At 41.8% G+C, this 18,729-nt stretch carries 13 protein-coding genes; 2 read left to right on the top strand and 11 right to left on the bottom strand.

The window, feature by feature from the left end; genetic code table 11:
* Positions 1–167: 167 nt before the first annotated feature.
* The 7 genes from UYI_RS0130150 to UYI_RS0130115 form a co-directional block, all read right to left on the bottom strand.
* Positions 168–1,037, bottom strand: coding sequence for a nitrate ABC transporter ATP-binding protein (locus UYI_RS0130150; protein ID WP_026086265.1), 870 nt, complete (start codon positions 1,035–1,037; stop codon positions 168–170).
* Positions 1,038–1,154: 117 nt separating this feature from the next.
* Entirely contained in the window at positions 1,155–3,158 is a 2,004-nt protein-coding gene (locus UYI_RS0130145) for an ABC transporter ATP-binding/substrate-binding protein (protein ID WP_016870409.1), read from the bottom strand.
* 85 nt (positions 3,159–3,243) lie between these two features.
* Positions 3,244–4,083 carry a nitrate ABC transporter permease gene (gene ntrB / locus UYI_RS0130140; protein WP_016870408.1) on the bottom strand — a complete coding sequence of 280 codons (840 nt, stop codon included), beginning with the start codon at positions 4,081–4,083 and terminating at the stop codon, positions 3,244–3,246.
* Between the two features lie 107 nt (positions 4,084–4,190).
* Complete coding sequence (locus UYI_RS0130135) at positions 4,191–5,555, bottom strand: CmpA/NrtA family ABC transporter substrate-binding protein (protein ID WP_016870407.1); 1,365 nt, start codon at positions 5,553–5,555, stop codon at positions 4,191–4,193.
* Between the two features lie 1,171 nt (positions 5,556–6,726).
* Positions 6,727–7,035: a hypothetical protein gene (locus UYI_RS39385; RefSeq protein ID WP_235148045.1), complete on the bottom strand. Its 309-nt coding sequence runs from the start codon at positions 7,033–7,035 to the stop codon at positions 6,727–6,729.
* 103 nt (positions 7,036–7,138) lie between these two features.
* Entirely contained in the window at positions 7,139–8,098 is a 960-nt protein-coding gene (locus tag UYI_RS0130120; RefSeq protein WP_016870404.1) for an alpha/beta fold hydrolase, read from the bottom strand.
* 38 nt (positions 8,099–8,136) lie between these two features.
* The gene (locus UYI_RS0130115) at positions 8,137–8,334 is read right to left on the bottom strand and encodes a hypothetical protein (RefSeq protein ID WP_016870403.1); all 198 of its coding nucleotides are present in this window, start codon (positions 8,332–8,334) and stop codon (positions 8,137–8,139) included.
* 220 nt (positions 8,335–8,554) lie between these two features.
* On the opposite strand from UYI_RS0130115, the gene UYI_RS0130110 reads away from it, so the two are divergent.
* Entirely contained in the window at positions 8,555–9,664 is a 1,110-nt protein-coding gene (locus tag UYI_RS0130110) for a precorrin-8X methylmutase (RefSeq protein ID WP_016870402.1), read from the top strand.
* 716 nt (positions 9,665–10,380) lie between these two features.
* Positions 10,381–13,335: a DUF4912 domain-containing protein gene (locus UYI_RS0130105; RefSeq protein WP_016870401.1), complete on the top strand. Its 2,955-nt coding sequence runs from the start codon at positions 10,381–10,383 to the stop codon at positions 13,333–13,335.
* A 243-nt stretch (positions 13,336–13,578) separates the two neighbouring features.
* Here UYI_RS0130105 and UYI_RS0130095 read toward each other — a convergent pair whose 3' ends face one another.
* From UYI_RS0130095 to UYI_RS0130080, 4 genes are all read right to left on the bottom strand, one after another.
* Positions 13,579–14,472, bottom strand: a complete 894-nt coding sequence (locus UYI_RS0130095; protein WP_016870399.1) for an ABC transporter ATP-binding protein — start codon at positions 14,470–14,472, stop codon at positions 13,579–13,581.
* Between the two features lie 93 nt (positions 14,473–14,565).
* Positions 14,566–15,339, bottom strand: a complete 774-nt coding sequence (locus UYI_RS0130090; protein ID WP_016870398.1) for an ABC transporter permease — start codon at positions 15,337–15,339, stop codon at positions 14,566–14,568.
* Between the two features lie 160 nt (positions 15,340–15,499).
* On the bottom strand, positions 15,500–16,975 hold the full coding sequence (locus tag UYI_RS0130085; RefSeq protein WP_016870397.1) for a M16 family metallopeptidase: 1,476 nt from the start codon (positions 16,973–16,975) through the stop codon (positions 15,500–15,502).
* Positions 16,976–17,056: 81 nt separating this feature from the next.
* Positions 17,057–18,631: a M16 family metallopeptidase gene (locus UYI_RS0130080; protein WP_016870396.1), complete on the bottom strand. Its 1,575-nt coding sequence runs from the start codon at positions 18,629–18,631 to the stop codon at positions 17,057–17,059.
* Between the last annotated feature and the right edge of the window lie 98 nt (positions 18,632–18,729).

Genomic DNA, 18,729 nt, shown 5'->3' with positions numbered 1-18,729 from the left:
CCTTAACAAGGAGAGGGGCTGGGGGTGAGGTTTTTGATTATAAGTGATTAACCGAACTCAATATTACCTGGAATCCTTGTAGAGACGGAAAATTTCGCGTCTCTACATTCTTTTTCAGCAAATGTCTAATTAATAGACTCTTTAGATAAACCCGCCCCTACAATTGGCTATCCTACGTCATCGTGAGCATAGCGATTAAATAGGAAATCTAGGGCATAGTTACGCAATTTGTAGTATTGCGGATCTTCCATAATCCGGGATCTGTCACGGGGACGGGGAAATGGAATTTCCATGACTTCGCCGATTTTAGCGCGGGGACCATTGGTCATCATTACCAACTTATCTGCTAAAAATAGCGCTTCATCAATGTCATGAGTAATCATTAACACTGTACAGCGGTTTTCGTTCCAGATTTTCAGCAGTTCTTCCTGTAACTCTTCTTTGGTAATGGCATCCAGCGCCCCGAAAGGTTCATCTAAAATCAGGACTTTCGGACGAATTGCTAAAGCACGGGCAATGGAAACTCGTTGTCTCATACCACCGGACATTTGAGTGGGTTTCTTGTCCATAGCGTCTGCTAACCCCACCATTGCCAGGTGTTCCTTGACAATTGCTGACTTTTCCGCTTCCAATTTGTTAGGATAAACCGCGTTGACAGCCAGGTAGATATTTTCAAAAGCAGTCCGCCAAGGTAATAGCGCATAGTTTTGGAATACCACCATCCTGTCTGGCCCAGGTTTAGTAATAGGTTTTCCTTCTAGCAAAACTTGTCCATTGGTTGGTTGATTGAAACCAGATACCATGTTGAGAAGGGTAGATTTACCACAACCAGAGTGACCAATAACACAAATAAATTCACCTTCACCGACGTTGAGGTTTACTCCATCTAATACGGTAAAAGGGCCATTTTTTGTGGGATAGACTTTGCTAACGTCTTTAATTTCAAGATAAGGCCTACCATTAGATTTTCCAGTCTCTAAAGGCATTCCCAGCATGTTTATATTTGTGTCGGTAATTGTAAAGTTAAAGTTTTGCATGGTGGATAGGTAGGGGTAGGGGATTGAGGAGGTGGGGAGGTGGGGATTAGGGGCAGTGGGGAGAACACCAGAGTAAATTCTCCCCATTACCCTATCACCCCATCCCCCCATCATCTATCAGGCTACTCTCCTGACTGGTGTGTCAAGAATAACTTCGGCAACTGAAAAATCACGTTTAATCTTGAGGCTGTTAAGATAAGCGATCGGGTCATCAGCATTAAAGCTAGTGCCATCGAACAACTTGATTGGTTGACGGGTATAACTAATATCCATACCCAATTCGCGGGCAGCAGTACTGAACACACCGACTCGACATACTCGTTCGACAATTTCTACCCAATTTCTTGGGAAAGGCACTTCACCCCAACGCGCTAATTGCGTCATAATCCATATCTGTTCTGTGCGACTAGGGCGGTTAATAGCAGACTCTCCGTAAAATTGGTGATGGGCATATTCCCGCATGGGATGGGCTAAGTCACAGGTGCCGTTATTTGGATCTTGTATTTGGATATACTCCATATCAGTGCTGACATATTCCCGCCGTGCCAAAATCTGTCGAATTTCTTCGGCGTTTTCTGGGCGTGAACAGTAATAGCAAGCTTCTAGTAAAGCTTTAGTCAAGGCAATATTAGTGTTGGGATAAGCTGCTGCCCAATCTTCCCGTACACCTAAAACTTTACCCGGGTGTCCCAGCCATACTTCTAAGTCTGTAGCGATGGTAAAGCCACTGCCTTCAGAAGCAGCGCGGAAGTTCCAAGGTTCGCCTACACAGTAACCATCGATACTTCCAGCTTGCAAGTCAACCACCATCTGGGCTGGGGGAATGGTCTTAATATCGACATCTGCGTCAGGGTCAACACCTCCTGCTGCTAGCCAGTAACGCAACAGTAAACTGTGCATTGAGGAAGGATGTACCACTCCCATGATGTGCCGTTGGCTACGGGTACTTTTCAAATATTGTTTGAAGTCTGCAACAGTTTGTATCCCTTGCTCGTAAAAGCGTTTTGCTAAAGTAATGGCGTTACCATTGCGTGTCATTGTGAGGGAGGTAACAACAGGTAGAGGTCGGTTCTCATTTCCTCCCAGAGTTAACCACATCGGCATCCCAGAGGGCATTTGGGCTGCGTCTAAATATCCGCCACTTATACCATCGACAATACCACGCCAACTGGTTTCGCGTACTAAGTTAACATCATCTAAGCCGTGTTTAGCAAAAAAGCCTTTTTCTTTGGCTATTGCTAGGGGGGCGCAAGCTGTTAGGGGTACAAAGCCGATCTCAAGATTGACTTTTTCTAAACCGTGCTTAGAAACAATTGTAGTTTTCCGCGCTCGAATTTTTTTGATGCGTTTCTGTTGGTTGAGGAAGTAAATCATTTCACTCCGCAAGCTATAGTAGCTGGGATGTTCAACTACTTCCATGCGTTTACGGGGTCTAGGAATATCTACTTCCAAAATGCCACCAATTTTTGATTCTGGCCCATTGGTGAGCATGACTATTCTGTCAGAAAGCAGCACTGCTTCGTCTACATCGTGTGTCACCATGACGGCAGTGACTTCGTTTTCTTCGCAGATTTGCATTAATTGTTCTTGCAAGTTACCCCGTGTGAGGGCATCCAACGCCCCAAAGGGTTCATCTAATAATAGTAACTTGGGGCGAATGGCTAAAGCGCGGGCTATAGCTACCCGTTGTTTTTGTCCTCCTGATAACATTCCGGGTGGTTTGTCTGCATGGGGACGCAAACCGACCATATCTATATGTTTTTCGACAATAGCCCGACGTTCCCCCGCAGGCAAATGTGTCATCACAGAATCTACTGCTAAGGCGATGTTTTCTCTGACTGTTCGCCAAGGTAATAGAGAATAGTTTTGAAACACCACCATTCGATCTGGACCTGGTTTGGTGATGCGTTTTCCTTCTAAGGTGACTAAACCTTCTGTTGGTAGATCCAAACCTGCAATCATATTTAATAAGGTGGATTTACCACAACCAGAGTGACCAATTAAGGAAACAAATTCGCCTTTTTTAATTTGGAGGTCAATTCCTTTGAGGGCAATATATTGACCGCCACCAGTGAGATTAAAAACTTTATCAATTTGGTCAACAGCAACGAATACGCTCATCTTTTTTTGTTGATGGTTGATGGTTGATGGTTGATGGTTAGTTGAACTGCCTAATAACTACTAACCACTAACTACTAACTAATAACTACTTTTGTTCTGCTGGCACAATTAGTGTTTGAATCCAAGCCGTGAGTTTGTCCAACAACAGACCGACAATACCGATATAAACCAGGGCTAGTATGACTTCGCTGACGTTGTTGTTTTGATAAGCATCCCAGATGAAAAAGCCAATTCCCACAATCCCGGACATTACGATTTCCGCAGCAATAATTGCCAACCAAGCAAGACCGATCGCAATTCTCAAACCAGTGAAAATGTAGGGTAAAGCAGCAGGAATGAGAATATTAAAAAAGTAATCTTTCTTATTGAGTTGCAGAACTTTGGCGACGTTGTTGTAGTCTTGGGGAATTTGAGTCACACCTACATAGGTATTGATTAAGATTGGCCAAATAGCGGTGATAAAAATCACGAACAATGCAGCAGGTTCGTTTTGTCTTAAAGCTGCCAAAGAAATGGGAACCCAAGCTAAAGGTGGTACGGTTCGTAATAACTGAAAGAGGGGATCTAAAGCTTTGTAAATTGTTTTATTAACACCGATCGCAATCCCCACTCCAATACCAACGATCGCAGCTAAAGTGTAACTAATTGCAACCCGTTGCAGACTCGCCCAAATCTGCCAGAACAGACCCTTATCGATACCACCCTTGTCATAAAAGGGATACATAATTAATATCCAGGTATCTTGAATAACCTGGATTGGACCAGGTAATGTTGCTCCCGGAAGCCAAGAGAAAGCCTGCCAAACAACAAGAAAGATAATAAGGGCGATCGCAGGAGGTATCAGGTCAGGAAATTGTTTTTGTAGACGCGATATTAAGCTATTATCAAAATTTGTATTATTACGGCGTCTGCTGGCTACTGTCATTGCTCTTTTCCTTTATGTGGTGGTTGATGCTTGGGGGATAGTAGATAGTGGTTGGTGGTTGATGGTTGATGGTTGATAGTTAGTTCCAAACAACAAACAACAACCAACTAAACACTGACTTTCTTGATTTTCAAACTCTTCAAATATGCTTCTGGTTGTTTGGGGTCAAACTTAACGCCATCAAAGAATTCTTCCACACCACGAGATGTACTTGTGGGGATATCAGCCGCTGGTATGCCTGCTTCTTTTGCTGCTTCTTTCCAAATATCTTCGCGGTTGACTTTATCAATTAATGCATTGGCTTTTGTTAAATAATCTTTTGGTAAGAAACCCCAGCGAACACTTTCTGTGATGAACCACATATCATGGCTTTTATATGGATAAGAAACGCTTCCTTTTTCATCTTTCCAGTAGTAAGGAGCCATTGATTTATCATCAATTGTGCGCCCATCTCCCATGTCGTACTTGCCTTGGAATGGGCCTGCAAGAATTTCTTCTGACAAATTGAAATAGTTGCGTCCAGCCAGGATTGTAGCGGCTTCTTTACGGTTGTCAAAATTATCTAACCACTGCTGTGCTTCCATAATGCCTTTAAGCAGTGCTTTGGTTGCTTTGGGATTTTTATCAACCCAGTCTGCCCGCATGGCAAAGTATTCTTCAGGGTGATTCTTCCAAATCTCTGCTGTTAATGCTGCCAAAAAGCCTATTTTGTCTTTCACAATACGGTAGGGCCAAGGATCACCCGTACTGAAAGCATCCATTGTCCCTGTCTTCATGTTGGCGACAGTTTGGGCTGCTGGAACTGTTAGCAGTTTGATATCAGCATCTGGATCGATGCCACCAGCAGCTAACCAGTAACGAATCCAAAAATCTTGGTTGACGTGGGGGAAAGTAAATGCTGCGGTGAAGGGAGTTGATGATTTCAGTTGAGTAAACAGAGATTTAGCACTAGCAAGTTGTAAACCAATACCCTTTCCTTGATGCTTGCTAGCAACAGCAATTCCATTCCCATGGGTAATTAACTGTGCCAAAACATACATGGGAATTTTTTGATTGCCTTTGGTAATTAAACCTTCTGTAATTAAGTGTGGCATTGGCATTTGCCATTGACCACCATCAATACCGCCACCAGCAGATCCAATTTCGATGTTATCTCTGGCTGAACCCCAAGAAGCTTGCTTGGATAGTTCAACATCAGTCATGCCATATTTAGCAAAAAAGCCTTTTTCTTTAGCAATAATTAAAGGCGCTGCTTCCACAATTGGGACATATCCCAATTTGACAGTTTTCGTTTCTGGTGTTTGTTCTGGGCTAATATTGGCAACTGGCTGTGCTCCTGATTGGGTTTGAGCGCTACCTCCACCTGGTTCTGGTGGATTACCCAAACAACCCTTGAGAAATACTGCACCCGCGGAAGCAGTAGCTGTAACTATAAACTTGCGGCGAGAGATTTGATGAAAAAATTCTGACATAACATCTCCTTTAATGAATTTCATCTTTTACACATGAAAATTAGGCACAGGAAACATTTGATGTTTCTTGTACAAGAAAAACCTGTTTAAAACTATGCATGGCGGATTTACATCAGCCCATATCATTCAAAGAAAGGCGACGAAAATCCCTTGTAAAAAATTTGTGTTTGCAAGTACAGCTTTGTGTATCTTATTGAAACAATCATTAAACAATCATTAAGCCTGTTAGAAAATAGCTTACAGCTTTTCCAGCCAAAATGGTTCATTTCTAAATCATTTTTATTAAAAAAATATTGGATTAATTAGATAAGAAAAAGTTTATATATACAGTCAAATCATAGTTTGAGGTGTATTGAGCATTTAAAAAATTATGATGTCTATAAATCAGAATCTATACTTACTCAAATTTGGGTATAAACCGGGATTCACAGAGAAATAATCAGCAAAATGCCTGCTTTTGAGCAAATTAATAGATTTGTGGATTGTAGATATTAAGAGATATGAAGTTAAGTAGCGATCGCGCGTATAATTTGCATATTTAACTTTGGCTTTTCTGAAAGTTGTTGAATTTAAATAGCCTTGAAAAATCTATAGTAATTAGAGATTTTTTCTATGAATTAAGTAAGTCAGTATAAAAACTTATAGCAATCTATATGATTTGTGAGAATCGCAAAGCCCCAGAACCCCGACTTCTTTAAGAAGTCGAGGTTCTTGTCTCTCACGAATAGACTTCTTGCAAAAGTTGAATTAACCCCTTAATCACCCCATGATCGGCGAGGAAGAAATCTTACTCCCTCGGAGTTTCGCTTAACTCAAAATTTATGCTTGGATTTATCACATTGAGAAAGGAGAAGTTTTAGCATACGACCCCGACAAACACGCCTATGTCTTGCCCCAAAGCCAGCTCCTAGAATTAGAAATAGATGAAACACTTAAACCCCAGTTTCCAACTAGCGATATAGCAATCCATTTTGACCAAAGCCAGCAAGGGGAGGTTGAAGCTCCTCACAAAATCACTATCTCTGCACATGAGCGGTTTCCAATGACACAACTCTCTCCTGAGCAGATGGAGCGAATTTATCGAGGATCGACTCAGGCAAATTGAGATATGAATGAAGAAGATATCGATCAGGGAATCTGGGGACAGGTACAAGATGCGATCGCTGCATTGTCACTTGTGCTTTACAAATGACAAAGGACTAATAACTGATAAAGCTAGGTTCAGGCTCTTTGTTGGTAAACACAGCCGCTCTGGTAACTGAATGTCTTTGAAGCTGACAGTGTGTAAATTGTAGCTTTTGTATTTCAGACATTGTACCCCAAGCTCAGCTAGTGTAACTTTGCTGAGCAAGTGGTAGTGAGTGTCTGGATCGATAGCATGTTTTGTGTGTTTGAGATGATCAAAGGGAAGCAGAGTAATGATTTTGTCAAAGCGATCGCTCTGGCTGAGTTCATCTAGATAAGTTGAGCAGTGTATCATCTCCATGTTGGTGTTTTTAGACTTTGTAGCATTAGTAGGGGGAAAGGTTACTTTTGCAAGAGGTCTTTTCTATCCCTCGCCTTTTCCCTTTTATCAAACCGTATTAGTTAAGGTTTGTGTTATTTTTGTCAATCTGTTTGCCAATAATATTTATGGCGTTGATCACTGCTTGCGGCTGGGTTTGGGGGATAGCATGGCCTGTGTCGGGTAAAATAATCAATTGCGCGTGAGAAAGGCGATCACGCAATCGGTAAGAATTATCTTTAGCAGAGACAAAATTATCACTGTCACCTACAACAATAACAACAGGGACTTCAATCTCGCTGTAGCGTTTTTTCATTTCATCTAACGCTGATTGCAAGTTTTTACTGTCTTCTAGGGAAGCTTGAATTTGAATTGGTCTTGTCCACAATGCCTGTGCTGCTTTTAAATAATCCACGTTTGGGGACTTTGGTAAAAATCCTTTCTTTAAGTGTGCAAAAAGAATATACCCTACTAAATTAGGTGGAATAAGTTTAAGCAAAAATTCCAATAATGAGGACTGTGCAAATTTTGCTAGCGGTAAAAGTGCATGATTAACTTTGTAGGCTATAGCAGAAACCAGAACAATGCCCGCAACCTCGTCAGGATAACGTAGTGCATAGGCAAGAGCGATCGCACTACTCCAAGAGTATGCAACTAATATTGGTTTCTCAATCCCAATTTTTTGTAAGGCGCTACGCAGTAATTGAGCTTGTACAAGTGGTGTGGCTATAGCTGGACGGTCACTGTAACCATGTCCAGGCAGATCAAAGGCATAAAGACAATATTCTTGAGCGATGCGATCAATAGTTTCGGGTGGATAATCTTGTACAGAACCAGGATTACCATGTAATAAAACCACCGCTTGCTCAGAACCTTTGCAAATATAGTGTAATCTCACTCCAGCTACCTTCACATATTTTCCTTGGGGAGGAAAATCAGCCTCAGCTTGGCGGATTGCTCGGTCGGTGTAAAAAGAACAAGCGATCGCAACTGCTATCAAAATCCCCAATAGGGGTATCATAAGTATCAGCCAGAGCATTGATTTACCTTTGCAAATTTTCTGCTTCCAGCTCCAGTCTACTGCCTTAGAAAACTATCTTGCAGTAATGCAACTACAGAGAAAAAATAAGTAACAATTTTTTTACAATTAAATCGGGAAACATTTGGGGTAATCGCACTTACAAAAATCAAACAATGCACTTCTGAAAACAGGCGATCTTTGTTTACATTCCCTGTAGCAACTTCGGTCTTGTTTGCAGCAACTTCTGCTTTCACGTTTGCGTGTTTCGCGCAAGCTGTAGCAACTTCTGCTTTCGCGTTTGCGTGTTTCGCGCAGGCTGTAGCAACTTCCGCCTTGACCGAACATCGGAGGGCGCCTCAAGACCCCGTCCTTAAGGACGGGGTCTTGAGGCGCGGGTGCGATCGCGTGCATGACTATTTGAAAAATAACCCTAATGTTAGTCAGAGCGATCGTGATCTTTGCGATAATTAGCCTATGAAAGCTAATGGTTTGACGATCAAGGAACTAACTGAGGCAGTCGGGGGTGGAATCACACCCCGGATGGTACGACATTACCATCAGTTAGGATTATTACCCCAGCCCATGCGATCGCGCAGCAACTATCGTCTCTACACAGATACAGATGTCATCCGGCTGCAACGGATTGTGGCGTTAAAGCAACAGGGTTTTCAACTCAATCACATTCGTCAAATTCTGGAAGTCGAACCACCAAGCAATCCAGATGCCAATTTGATGATGCAACTACAACAGCAATATCGAGCAGTTATCCAGCAAATTTCCCAACTGCGGCAAACTGCGTCTGCATTAGAGGGTTTGTTGGGACGCGATCGCGATTGTCAAATTATCCAAGCTGAAGTCCTTGCCCAACTTAAGTTAATAGAGGTAGAAACAAAAGTCGGACTAGGGGAGTTAGAAAAACTCTGGAGTGGTTTAGATGCCCAAATTCATGCTCACCCAGAAGATTTTCATGAATCATTAAAGCATTTGTTACCAGATTTATCGGCTCGTTCTGAAATTGAACAAGACCTGATTTCTCAACTAGTGTTAGCGTGTGGAGATGTGAGTTTAGCCTCGTTTGTCAAGTTGAGTCAGAGAGCGATCGCAGCAAGTCGTGATGCTCTTAAGTTAGGATGCGAGATTATTGCAGATATTCCCACCGTTGCAACTGCTTTGGATCAAACCCGACTAGTTCATTTGGGATGTCGTATCGAAACCTTAATTGACAATCCTCACGTGACTACTGCTGTTGAGGCAGAACAAGCTTTTTGGCAGCAGCAAAAATGGCGGGAAAAGTTACAGCAAGTAAAAAAAGGTTGCATTTTTGTGGTTGGCTATGCACCTTCGGTATTACTGTCTATCTGCCAAGCTATCAAACAACAGCAAATTCAACCAGCATTAGTTATTGGTATGCCTATCGGCTTTAGCCATGCACCTGCTGCCAAACGGCAACTTATGCAAACAAACGTTGCTTGGATTGTGGTTGAGGGAACTATTGGAGGTGGTTTATTAGCAGCTACTGCCCTCAATGCCTTAGTTGAGTCAGTGATTGAGAAACCTGATTGTCATTGTTATCTGAGTCATTAGACTTCTTGCAAAAGTTGCCCCCCTTCACGGGTTACTGTGTGCACACAAATCTGAAATAGCTTAAGAATCCTATTTTTACCCCAATACAGTTCAGATAAGACTAAAACCTTTACCGGGAGGCAATGTAGAGACGTGCCATGGCACGTCTCTACATCTGGTGGAATAACGAAAAATCGTTCAATGAGGGGTGTCACCCCTGATTTGCCAGCTGCATCTTGTAAAGGGGAGGGAACTGGATCTCTGGTAAGTATTTATTACAGACTAATTGACAACTTGGGCTACACAGATAATATGTTAATTTCAATACAAAAATTTTGTTAAACATATTGCTATACAAATGTATCTTGATAAAAACCATCACCACTGGCATGAAGTTGACAAAGTATGTTTTTTGGCAAAAAATTCTGTTTAACCACGCCAACAATCAAATATTCTAGGAAAAATTTATTTTTAAAGGAGAATATCTCAACTACAATACTATCCAAAAATCATATGTCAAATAACTCCTGACAATCTAAGGATTACCTGCGAAATCAGTCAACAAGTATTCATGAGATTTTCTGATATCCTGGTAGTCGTTTAAAACCTTAAGCATTGAATACAATTCTCCGTTCAGAACTATAATTAGCGCCTTTACTCAAATCAAGAGCGATTAAGACTGGCTTATTTTCCGTTTACTCTACCTAGTTTCCTCTAACTACTTGATCAGAGGGCATATGTGGCAAAAAGAAAAAAAAGATAATTCGATAGTCAGCTTGGCGTTATTGCTAACATTAGCAACAACCCCAGTAGCGGCTTCTGTTGTAGTGTCAGACTTAGCACTGGCACAATCTAATGATGTTCCGTCTTTCAAGCTACCGAAAGCAGTGCAAAGCGGCACTACTGTGCGGATCGATGGCTCGAGTAGCTTGTATAAGATTAATCAAACCATGAAAGAACGGTTTGAGCAGAAGTTTCCTGGCACGAAAGTGGAAGCTGCTGCTAATGGTGCGGATGTGGCGTTAATAGCTTTGAAAGAAGGATTAATAGACATAGCAGCAATTGGTCGTGGTTTAACGCCAGAGGAAAAAAAACAAGGTTTAGAACAACTGCGCTTACGTCGAGAAAAGATTGCGATCATAGTTAGCGAAGAGAATCCCTTCCAAGGAAACCTGAGTAACCGGGGATTTGCCAGAATTTTTCGGGGAGAAGTCACAGATTGGTCAGAACTAGGAAGAGCTAGTGGTAAGATTCGGGTTATAGATCGTCCGCCTAATAGCGACATACGCGAGTCTTTTCGCAGCTACCCAGCTTTTGAGAATGCCAAGTTTGAAACTGGTGCAACTGCTGTTCAGCTAAATGAAGATAGCGCAGTCGAAGTTGTCAAACAGTTAGGCAGAGACGGTATTGGCTATGTTTTGGCTAATCAGGTATCAAAACTCAAAGGTGTGCGAGTTCTTAGGGTGAGTCGAACCTTACCAGACAATCCTAAGTATCCTTTTTCCCAGCCTTTGGTGTATGTCTACAAAAAAAATCCTGGTGTGAATGTGGCTGCTTTTCTTGGCTTCGTCACAAATGCACCAGGACAGGAGGCTATAGAAGCAGCAAGAACAGCAGAAGCAGAAGCGATCGCAGCTGCAATAACTGATGAGTCCCCAACAGCAACCACAACTGACACCGCTACTACTTCACCCAACGCGGATACTACATCTGCTGCAAATGTCTCACCAACGGCAACTGATGAAAACAATATCACTACTGCTGATAGTTCTACGTTAGCGGCTCCTGCCCAAAGCGAGCAAACAACCCAAGATAACAAATTGCTTTTGTGGGCAATTTTGGCAGTATCAACTGTAGCTATTGCCGGGTTGCTATTGTGGTTTTTACGTAGAAGACGCCCAACTGACAGAAAAGCAACAGACGTTACAATTAAATCTAGTCCCCCTGATTCTCCTATAGATACAAGTACACCACAGCCAACAGCAGATATCAACTCTGCTACTCAAACAACACCTAGTGACCTAACACAAGACGTAACTAGTGTCCCATCTGAGCAAAATACAGCCAAACATTTGACTCCTACTATGGCTGCTAGCATTGCAGGTGGTGCTGCAATGGTGGCAGGAAGCACATTAGTATCAAAATGGTCTGAGAAAAATTCAGAAATCACGGCTGAAGATAAGACAGAGGTGAATCATTCATCTTCTGTGCAAGTACCATCAGCTGATGGATCTCGATTAGACTTAGAAGCACCAGTAACGGTTGTTAATGCTCCCTATGCGCAAGTGTCGGATAAATTTCATGCATCTAATCCGCAAGCAACATTATTGCAGGACAATACTCAGATATTATCTGCCCATCACTCAGATGTGACAGATCACCAGACACCAGCAAATGTTGATCTTACCGAAGTGCAAGCGCCAACAGCAGAAGCGGCAAATTCATATTCTCCATTGCCAAATTTTTGGGACGATGCAACTCAAGTGCAAACACCGTTAGCAACACAGTCCGAGATTACGGAAATCACATCGACGCAAGACACACCAACTGTTCCCCAACAACCGGATTTAGAGTTACCTGAGATTACGGAAATCACATCGACGCAAGACACACCAACTGTTCCCCAACAACCGGATTTAGAGTTACCTGAGATTACGGAAATCACATCGACGCAAGACACACCAACTGTTCCCCAACAACCTGAGACAAATCAAGAAGTTGTGGGTTTGGAAACGCCACCGACAGTCGTCAATACTGTATATCCTCCACTGCCAGATGTTTGGGAAGATACACCCAATGAACAAAATAATACAGTAGACTTAGATGGAGAAACGACCATAGAGCAACCCAAGGCATCCGAAGAGTCACTGGATATAGTAGCAAATACAGCCGAACCTACTGTAAATTTAACGGAGGAAGTAGCTCAAACTACCCCAACAGCAGATTCCTCTGTAATTAACTCTCATCCCCCAGAAGAAGCAACTCCATCGACAGGTACAGAAATTGGTACATGGGCTACTATTTATGGGATTGGAAATAATCAAAACTTAAATACTGACTCACCACAAACTAATATTGTCGATGAAGCTACCCCAGCCACCACAGCAACTGCTAAACCAAAAGATGTAGAGTCAGAAAATATTATTGTTCTCACACCGCGTACCCCTAAATGGGCTTATGTTTCTTGGCAAGTGTCTGATGCTGCCAAACAAGCACTGCAAGAACAAGGTGGATCGCAATTCACACTGCGACTATATGATGCTACTGACATTGACCTGAGTTATCAAACTCCCGTACTTGTGCAGCAGTATGAATGTGAAGAGACAACAGAAGACCGCTATGTAGCAATTCCGGCAAGCGATCGCAATTACATGGCTGAGATTGGTTATACTACAGCAGATAATAACTGGTTATTACTTGCCCGTTCAGAAATTGTTCGTGTTTTCAGTCGTCCAGAGAAAGATTTCTGGTTTATTGCTGATGCAGAGTTAATTATTCATGGGGCGACTGAACCTGGTGCAAGTGTTACTGTTGCTGGTCATAACATTAAACTCAAACCAGATGGTACTTTCCACCTGCGTATTCCCTTTACAGACAGCTTAATTGACTATGTGATGACTGCAACAGATGTTGATGGTCAACATGCTAAAACCATTCGTATGCACTTTTCTCAGCATGATCCCGAAGGTTGAAGAAGGCAGGAGGCAGGAGGCAGAAGGCAGAAGGCAGAGGGCAGAAGGGGTTCCCCACAAATTCGCTCTCCGAATCGCGAATTTGTGGGGGCCCCGCAGGAGGCAGAGGGCAGGAGGCGAATAATAAATAGTGAGTTGTTAGTGGGTACAGACGCGAGGAACATCACGTCTGTACATTAGTGGTTAGTATTCTATGGGCGCAAAGCGCCCTATCAACAATCAACAACCAACCCCCAACACTAACTAACATTTTTGTGTTAACTCAAGATAAATATGCTCTAATCTGATTGGCTGTCGTGAAATAGAGTCAATAGAAATGCCATCAAAACGTGCAATAATGTCCTTTAATTCTAAATGCTCCGGTAGCCAAAAAGCTAAATCGTTACCATAACGCCGGGGTGTGAAACCACATGCAATTGCACGTGCGATCGCTTTCTCTGCTTCTGGTGTTTGCACCACTAAAATTTCTTTAGCTGGAATACAAGTACGTAACTCCTCAAGGCTACCTTCAGCTAAAATCTGACCATTTTTTAAAATACCAATTTTATTACACAGACGCTCTGCTTCATCTAAGAAATGAGTAGTTAATAAAATAGTAATTCCTTGATTTCTTAATTGTCTAATTAACTCCCAAATCTCATATCTTGCTTCAATATCTAAACCTGTAGTTGGCTCATCTAAAATCACTAACTTCGGCTGATGCACCAAAGCTACAGCTATATTTAACCGTCGTTGCATTCCTCCACTGAGGGTTTCTACGGGACTTTTGGCTCTATCTGATAAATTTACAGCCTTGAGAGTCTCCTTAATTCGTTTTTGCCTTTCTGTTCTGTTTAAACCATAAATTTTGGCAAAAAATTTGATGTTTTCTTCACAAGAAAGACCTCTGTATAATAAATTTTCTTGTGGGGCAATACCTATGATTTTTTTGGTTGCTTCTGAAACTAACTGATGATTAACTTTGACGATACCACTATCCGCTTGTAATAAATTACAAATAATATTGATTGTAGTAGTTTTTCCTGCTCCATTTGCACCCAGTAAACCATAAATTTCCCCAGGAGCAACATATAGTGTTAAATCCTGAAGGACTTGCCTGTCTTTAAAAGACTTATTGAGCTTTTCTATATACAGCATAATAATTAGATTGTTTGGTGTGAGCGAATCAAAATAACTTCGTGTGGTGGCTGTTAGTAGTTAGTAATTATTTATTTTCTTCAATTTCACTGATTACAGCCTTTTTTCTAGCATTACCATCCTTCGATAAGAAAACCATCCACCTAAGATCATTATCAAAGTAAACCCTGATAAAAACTGGAAATGAGACGCAATATCTTGTAAGTTTTCCCCCTGGGTTGATACTGCTAAAAGAGCTTGATTCATGTGATAAATAGGATTTATTTTGGCAAGTTCCAGTAGTGTTTTTGGTAAAAAACGAATTGGAAAAAAAGCTCCGCCTAAAATCAACAAAGGTACACCAAAAGCAGCTACTAAAGAATTTACATCTTCAGTACGGCGGGCTAATTGAGTACCCAAAATAAAGCCTAAACCAACATAAGCAACAATACTCATTAAGATAATAATTGCACCCAAAAATACAGAACCTTTAAACGTAGTACCCCAAAAAGCAGCAATAGTATAAATAATTAGTGTTTGTCCAAAACCAATACAACTATGAGCTAAAAAAATTCCCAAAAAGTAGGATGTACCACTTAAAGGTGAAATAAATAAGCGTTTGAGGGTTTGCTGTTCTCGTTCTGAGACTACAGTGGCAACACTACCACCTAAACAACTAAAAAATAGTGCTGCTCCTACCAAAGTTGAGGGTGCAGCATATGCAAAACCCTCTTCTGTTGATAGCTGCATACTTTCTGCTAACACAAATCCGTTGATCAGCAGAATAGAAATAGGGAAAATAATCCAAAAAATTAAACTGCGTCTTCGCCGCAATAGTTCAATTAAAATACGCTGAGTTATAGCGATCGCTTCACACCAGAATTTCATCTTGTTAATTTATTTGCAACAGTATCTAGTCTAAATTAGTTCTGAAATTTGACAAATCGGGAGCAGGAAAACAAGCTATGTCTAATTAAAACGGACTAACTTATATAAATAAAAAACCCGGCTGAGATCATCAACCGAGTTCTCATGATACTGAATCAACTTAACTTTGTACTTGGGGTGAACCAGGAATAGTCACATCTATTGATGTTATTTGTTTAGCTAGCTGTGTCAATGGTGGGTTGATCGCTGTTTGATTCCCCACAACCAAAGTTACTAAAGCATCTGGTTTGAGGTATTTCTGTGCTACTCTCTGGACATCAGCTGCTGTGGTTGCTGCTACTGCTTTTTGGTAACGGAAGAGAAAATCAGAGGGATAGCCATAATATTCATATCGCATCAAACGCGATAAAGTTTGCGCGGGGTCTTCAAAATTGAAAACAAATGAATTGAGAGTAGACTCCTTAGCAAAAGCCAACTCTTTAGCTGTGACTGGTTGAGTTTGGATGCGTTTAATTTCCGCTTGCAAAGATTTCACAAACTGTACAGTCGCATCTGATCGCGTTTGTCCACCAGCAACGAATATACCAGGATAATCATAACGCGGACTCCAGTAACCGTATACAGAGTAAGCTAAACCCTGACGCGATCGCACTTCATTAAACAAACGTCCACCAAAACCATTTAATACCCCATTTAACACATCCAACGCTGGATAGTCGGGATTGTTAAATTGTCCTCCCAAATGACCAATGAGAATGCTACTCTGAGTCAGTTGTGGTCGATTGACAAAAAAGACGCCGCCACCTTTGGCTGTGACTTGTGGTAACTGGGGTTTAGTAAGATTGGGATTGGGTTTCCAGTCACCAAACTTAGCTTGAATCAGGGATTTCATCTTTTTAGAGTCAAAATCGCCCACAATCCCCAAGATCATATTGTTGGGATAAAAATACTGTTGGTAAAACTTCACCAAATCCGGACGAGAAATTTTATCCAACGTCCCATACTCTGTTGTACGGGCATAAGGACTATCCTTACCGTAGACTAATTTCTTAAATTCCCGTTGGGCAATTTCATTGGGATCATCATTGCGGCGGGAAATCTTACCCCGTTCTTGCGTCTTTGCTAGGGCTAGTTTATCCTCAGCAAACATAGGTTCACGCAGTATCTCAGCAAACAACCCCAATACAGTATCTACATCTTCACTCAGCGCTTCAAAATTAGCAGTGCCACTAGTTTCATTAATATCAGTCTCTACCGAAGCTGCCCGTTGTTCCAACATCTGGTTTAACTCATCAGGTGTATGGGAACGAGTTCCCCCAGTCCGCATCACCGTCCCTACCATCTGAGCTAAGCCTACTTTATCTGATGGTTCAAAGCGATCGCCAGTACCAATCAACGCCGCACCACTCACCAACGGTAATTCGTGATTTTCCATCAAATAAACCACCATACCGTTATCCAACTTATATCGCTCATACTTCGGCAACTTAATCTCAGGTAATGGCGCAAACTCTAACTCTGTATAATGCTTCGCTGCTGTCGCCGCCCAAGAAAAATTAAAAGTTAAAAGTACCAAGACAAAAGCAGCAACCACTGCATAAACCAACCCCTTAAATTTAAAACCTTGGATTTTCATCTGCTTTTTGCCCGTTCTTTTATACCTCTTCATACCTCTTCTTTTTTCCTCTGCGTCCTCTGCGCCTCTGTGGTTCATTCCTCATCCCTGTTGTGACAACAATTTACCAATTGTGCGATTCTCGGATGTAAAAGTTGCCTTTGCTACTCGCTGAACATCCGCAGCGCTCACAGCTTGCAATTGCTCCAACTGCTTAAATAAATTTCGCCAAGAACCAGTTTTCACCTCATACTCCAACAACTGCTGCGCCATGCCCATATTAGAATCAAGCGATCGCAACAATTCTGCCCTTGCTTTGGTTTTGACTCGATCTAATTCCATCGCTGACACAGGTTCCGTCTTGAGTCTGTCAATTTCCTGGCGTAAAGCGATCGCGACTTCATCAACCGTATGTCCCGGAGCCGTGAGAGCATAAAATAACATCAAATTCGGATACTTATCTCCGGGAAAACCACTAAAACCTTGGGCTGAAAGTGCTAATTGCTGTTTTTCCACTAAAGATTTATACAGACGTGATGTCCGTCCATCGCTGAGCAAACTACCAATAATTTCATAAACAGCATCATCTGGATGGGTAAGTGCCGGACGATGATAACCTTCCAAGTACCAAGGTTGAGAATTTAACTTGACAGTTACTTCCCGAGTTTGTTTTTGTGGCGGTTCCACTGGCAGTTTTGCCACAGCTTTGGGTTTAGCTTTGTAGCGTCCAAAGTAGATTTGCGCTAGTCTTTTAACTTCGTTAGGGTTAACATCTCCCACAACAGCCATAGTTAAATTACTCGGCACGTAGTACGCATCAAAAAACTTTTGCACATCTTCCCGCGTCAAGTTGCGGATATCTTCGTCATAACCAATGATTGGACGCCTGTAGGGATGGACTTGGAAAGCTGTATCGATAAACTTCTCTAACATCAGCCCAATTGGAGAATTATCTACCCGCAGGCGTCGTTCTTCCAAAATCACATTTTTTTCTTTATAAAACTCCCGAAATACAGGTTCAAGAAAACGTTCTGATTCCAGCGACATCCACAATTCCAATTTGTTAGCAGGAAAGCTGTAAAAATAACGGGTGGCTTCTGTGGAGGTATTAGCATTTAAGTTTACACCTCCCGCCTGTTCTACAATTCGTCCCAATTCATTTTGATTGACAAGTTTGGCTGCTTGTGCTTCTACTTGCTCAAATTGCGCTGTCAACTTAGCCACTTCATCTTTCTTGCCGGCAGCTTGGGCAGCTTCAATTTGGGCAGCTAGTTGATCCAACTTGTCTAGTAAGGGCTTTTCTGCTTTGTAGTCTTTTGTACCAATTCTCGTCGTACCTTTAAAAGCTAAATGTTCTAAAAAGTGTGCTACACCAGTTTTTTTATCTGGTTCATCAACACCACCGACATCAGCATAGGTAAGAAAAGAAACTACAGGTGCTTGATGGCGTTCCAAGACAATGAACTTCATCCCATTGTCAAGACGAAACTCACTCAACTGCTTAATCACTCGATCCAGATAGGGTTGAATTGAGCTTTGGGCTGGTGGAGTTTGAGTTTTAGCAAAAGCAACTTCTGGTGATAATCCCCACCACAAAGTTAATGCTAAAAGCAAAATGGCAATCAGACGACTTGCTTTGTGTCTCAACATTGGCAATCCAAAATTGGCATGATTCATAAGCAAAATTAGAAGTAAAGTTTTGTTACCGAAAACCCGAGCTACTTGCGAGTAGAGCGTTAATCTTGTATTAAGCTTTCTGTGTTTTTTGTACTTGT

The sequence above is a fragment of the Fischerella muscicola PCC 7414 genome (assembly GCF_000317205.1).
GTDB lineage: Bacteria > Cyanobacteriota > Cyanobacteriia > Cyanobacteriales > Nostocaceae > Fischerella > Fischerella muscicola.
Note: the sequence above shows the minus strand (reverse complement) of the source record. Positions and strands in the feature narration are given on the sequence as shown.

Bases quoted from the DNA above. Each gene is read 5' to 3' on its own strand.
- UYI_RS0130150 (WP_026086265.1), bottom strand. From the start codon at position 1,037: ATGCAAAACTTTAACTTTACAATTACCGACACAAATATAAACATGCTG.
- UYI_RS0130145 (WP_016870409.1), bottom strand. From the start codon at position 3,158: ATGAGCGTATTCGTTGCTGTTGACCAAATTGATAAAGTTTTTAATCTC.
- ntrB (WP_016870408.1), bottom strand. From the start codon at position 4,083: ATGACAGTAGCCAGCAGACGCCGTAATAATACAAATTTTGATAATAGC.
- UYI_RS0130135 (WP_016870407.1), bottom strand. From the start codon at position 5,555: ATGTCAGAATTTTTTCATCAAATCTCTCGCCGCAAGTTTATAGTTACA.
- UYI_RS39385 (WP_235148045.1), bottom strand. From the start codon at position 7,035: ATGATACACTGCTCAACTTATCTAGATGAACTCAGCCAGAGCGATCGC.
- UYI_RS0130120 (WP_016870404.1), bottom strand. From the start codon at position 8,098: ATGCTCTGGCTGATACTTATGATACCCCTATTGGGGATTTTGATAGCA.
- UYI_RS0130110 (WP_016870402.1), top strand. From the start codon at position 8,555: ATGAAAGCTAATGGTTTGACGATCAAGGAACTAACTGAGGCAGTCGGG.
- UYI_RS0130105 (WP_016870401.1), top strand. From the start codon at position 10,381: ATGTGGCAAAAAGAAAAAAAAGATAATTCGATAGTCAGCTTGGCGTTA.
- UYI_RS0130095 (WP_016870399.1), bottom strand. From the start codon at position 14,472: ATGCTGTATATAGAAAAGCTCAATAAGTCTTTTAAAGACAGGCAAGTC.
- UYI_RS0130090 (WP_016870398.1), bottom strand. From the start codon at position 15,339: ATGAAATTCTGGTGTGAAGCGATCGCTATAACTCAGCGTATTTTAATT.
- UYI_RS0130085 (WP_016870397.1), bottom strand. From the start codon at position 16,975: ATGAAAATCCAAGGTTTTAAATTTAAGGGGTTGGTTTATGCAGTGGTT.
- UYI_RS0130080 (WP_016870396.1), bottom strand. From the start codon at position 18,631: ATGAATCATGCCAATTTTGGATTGCCAATGTTGAGACACAAAGCAAGT.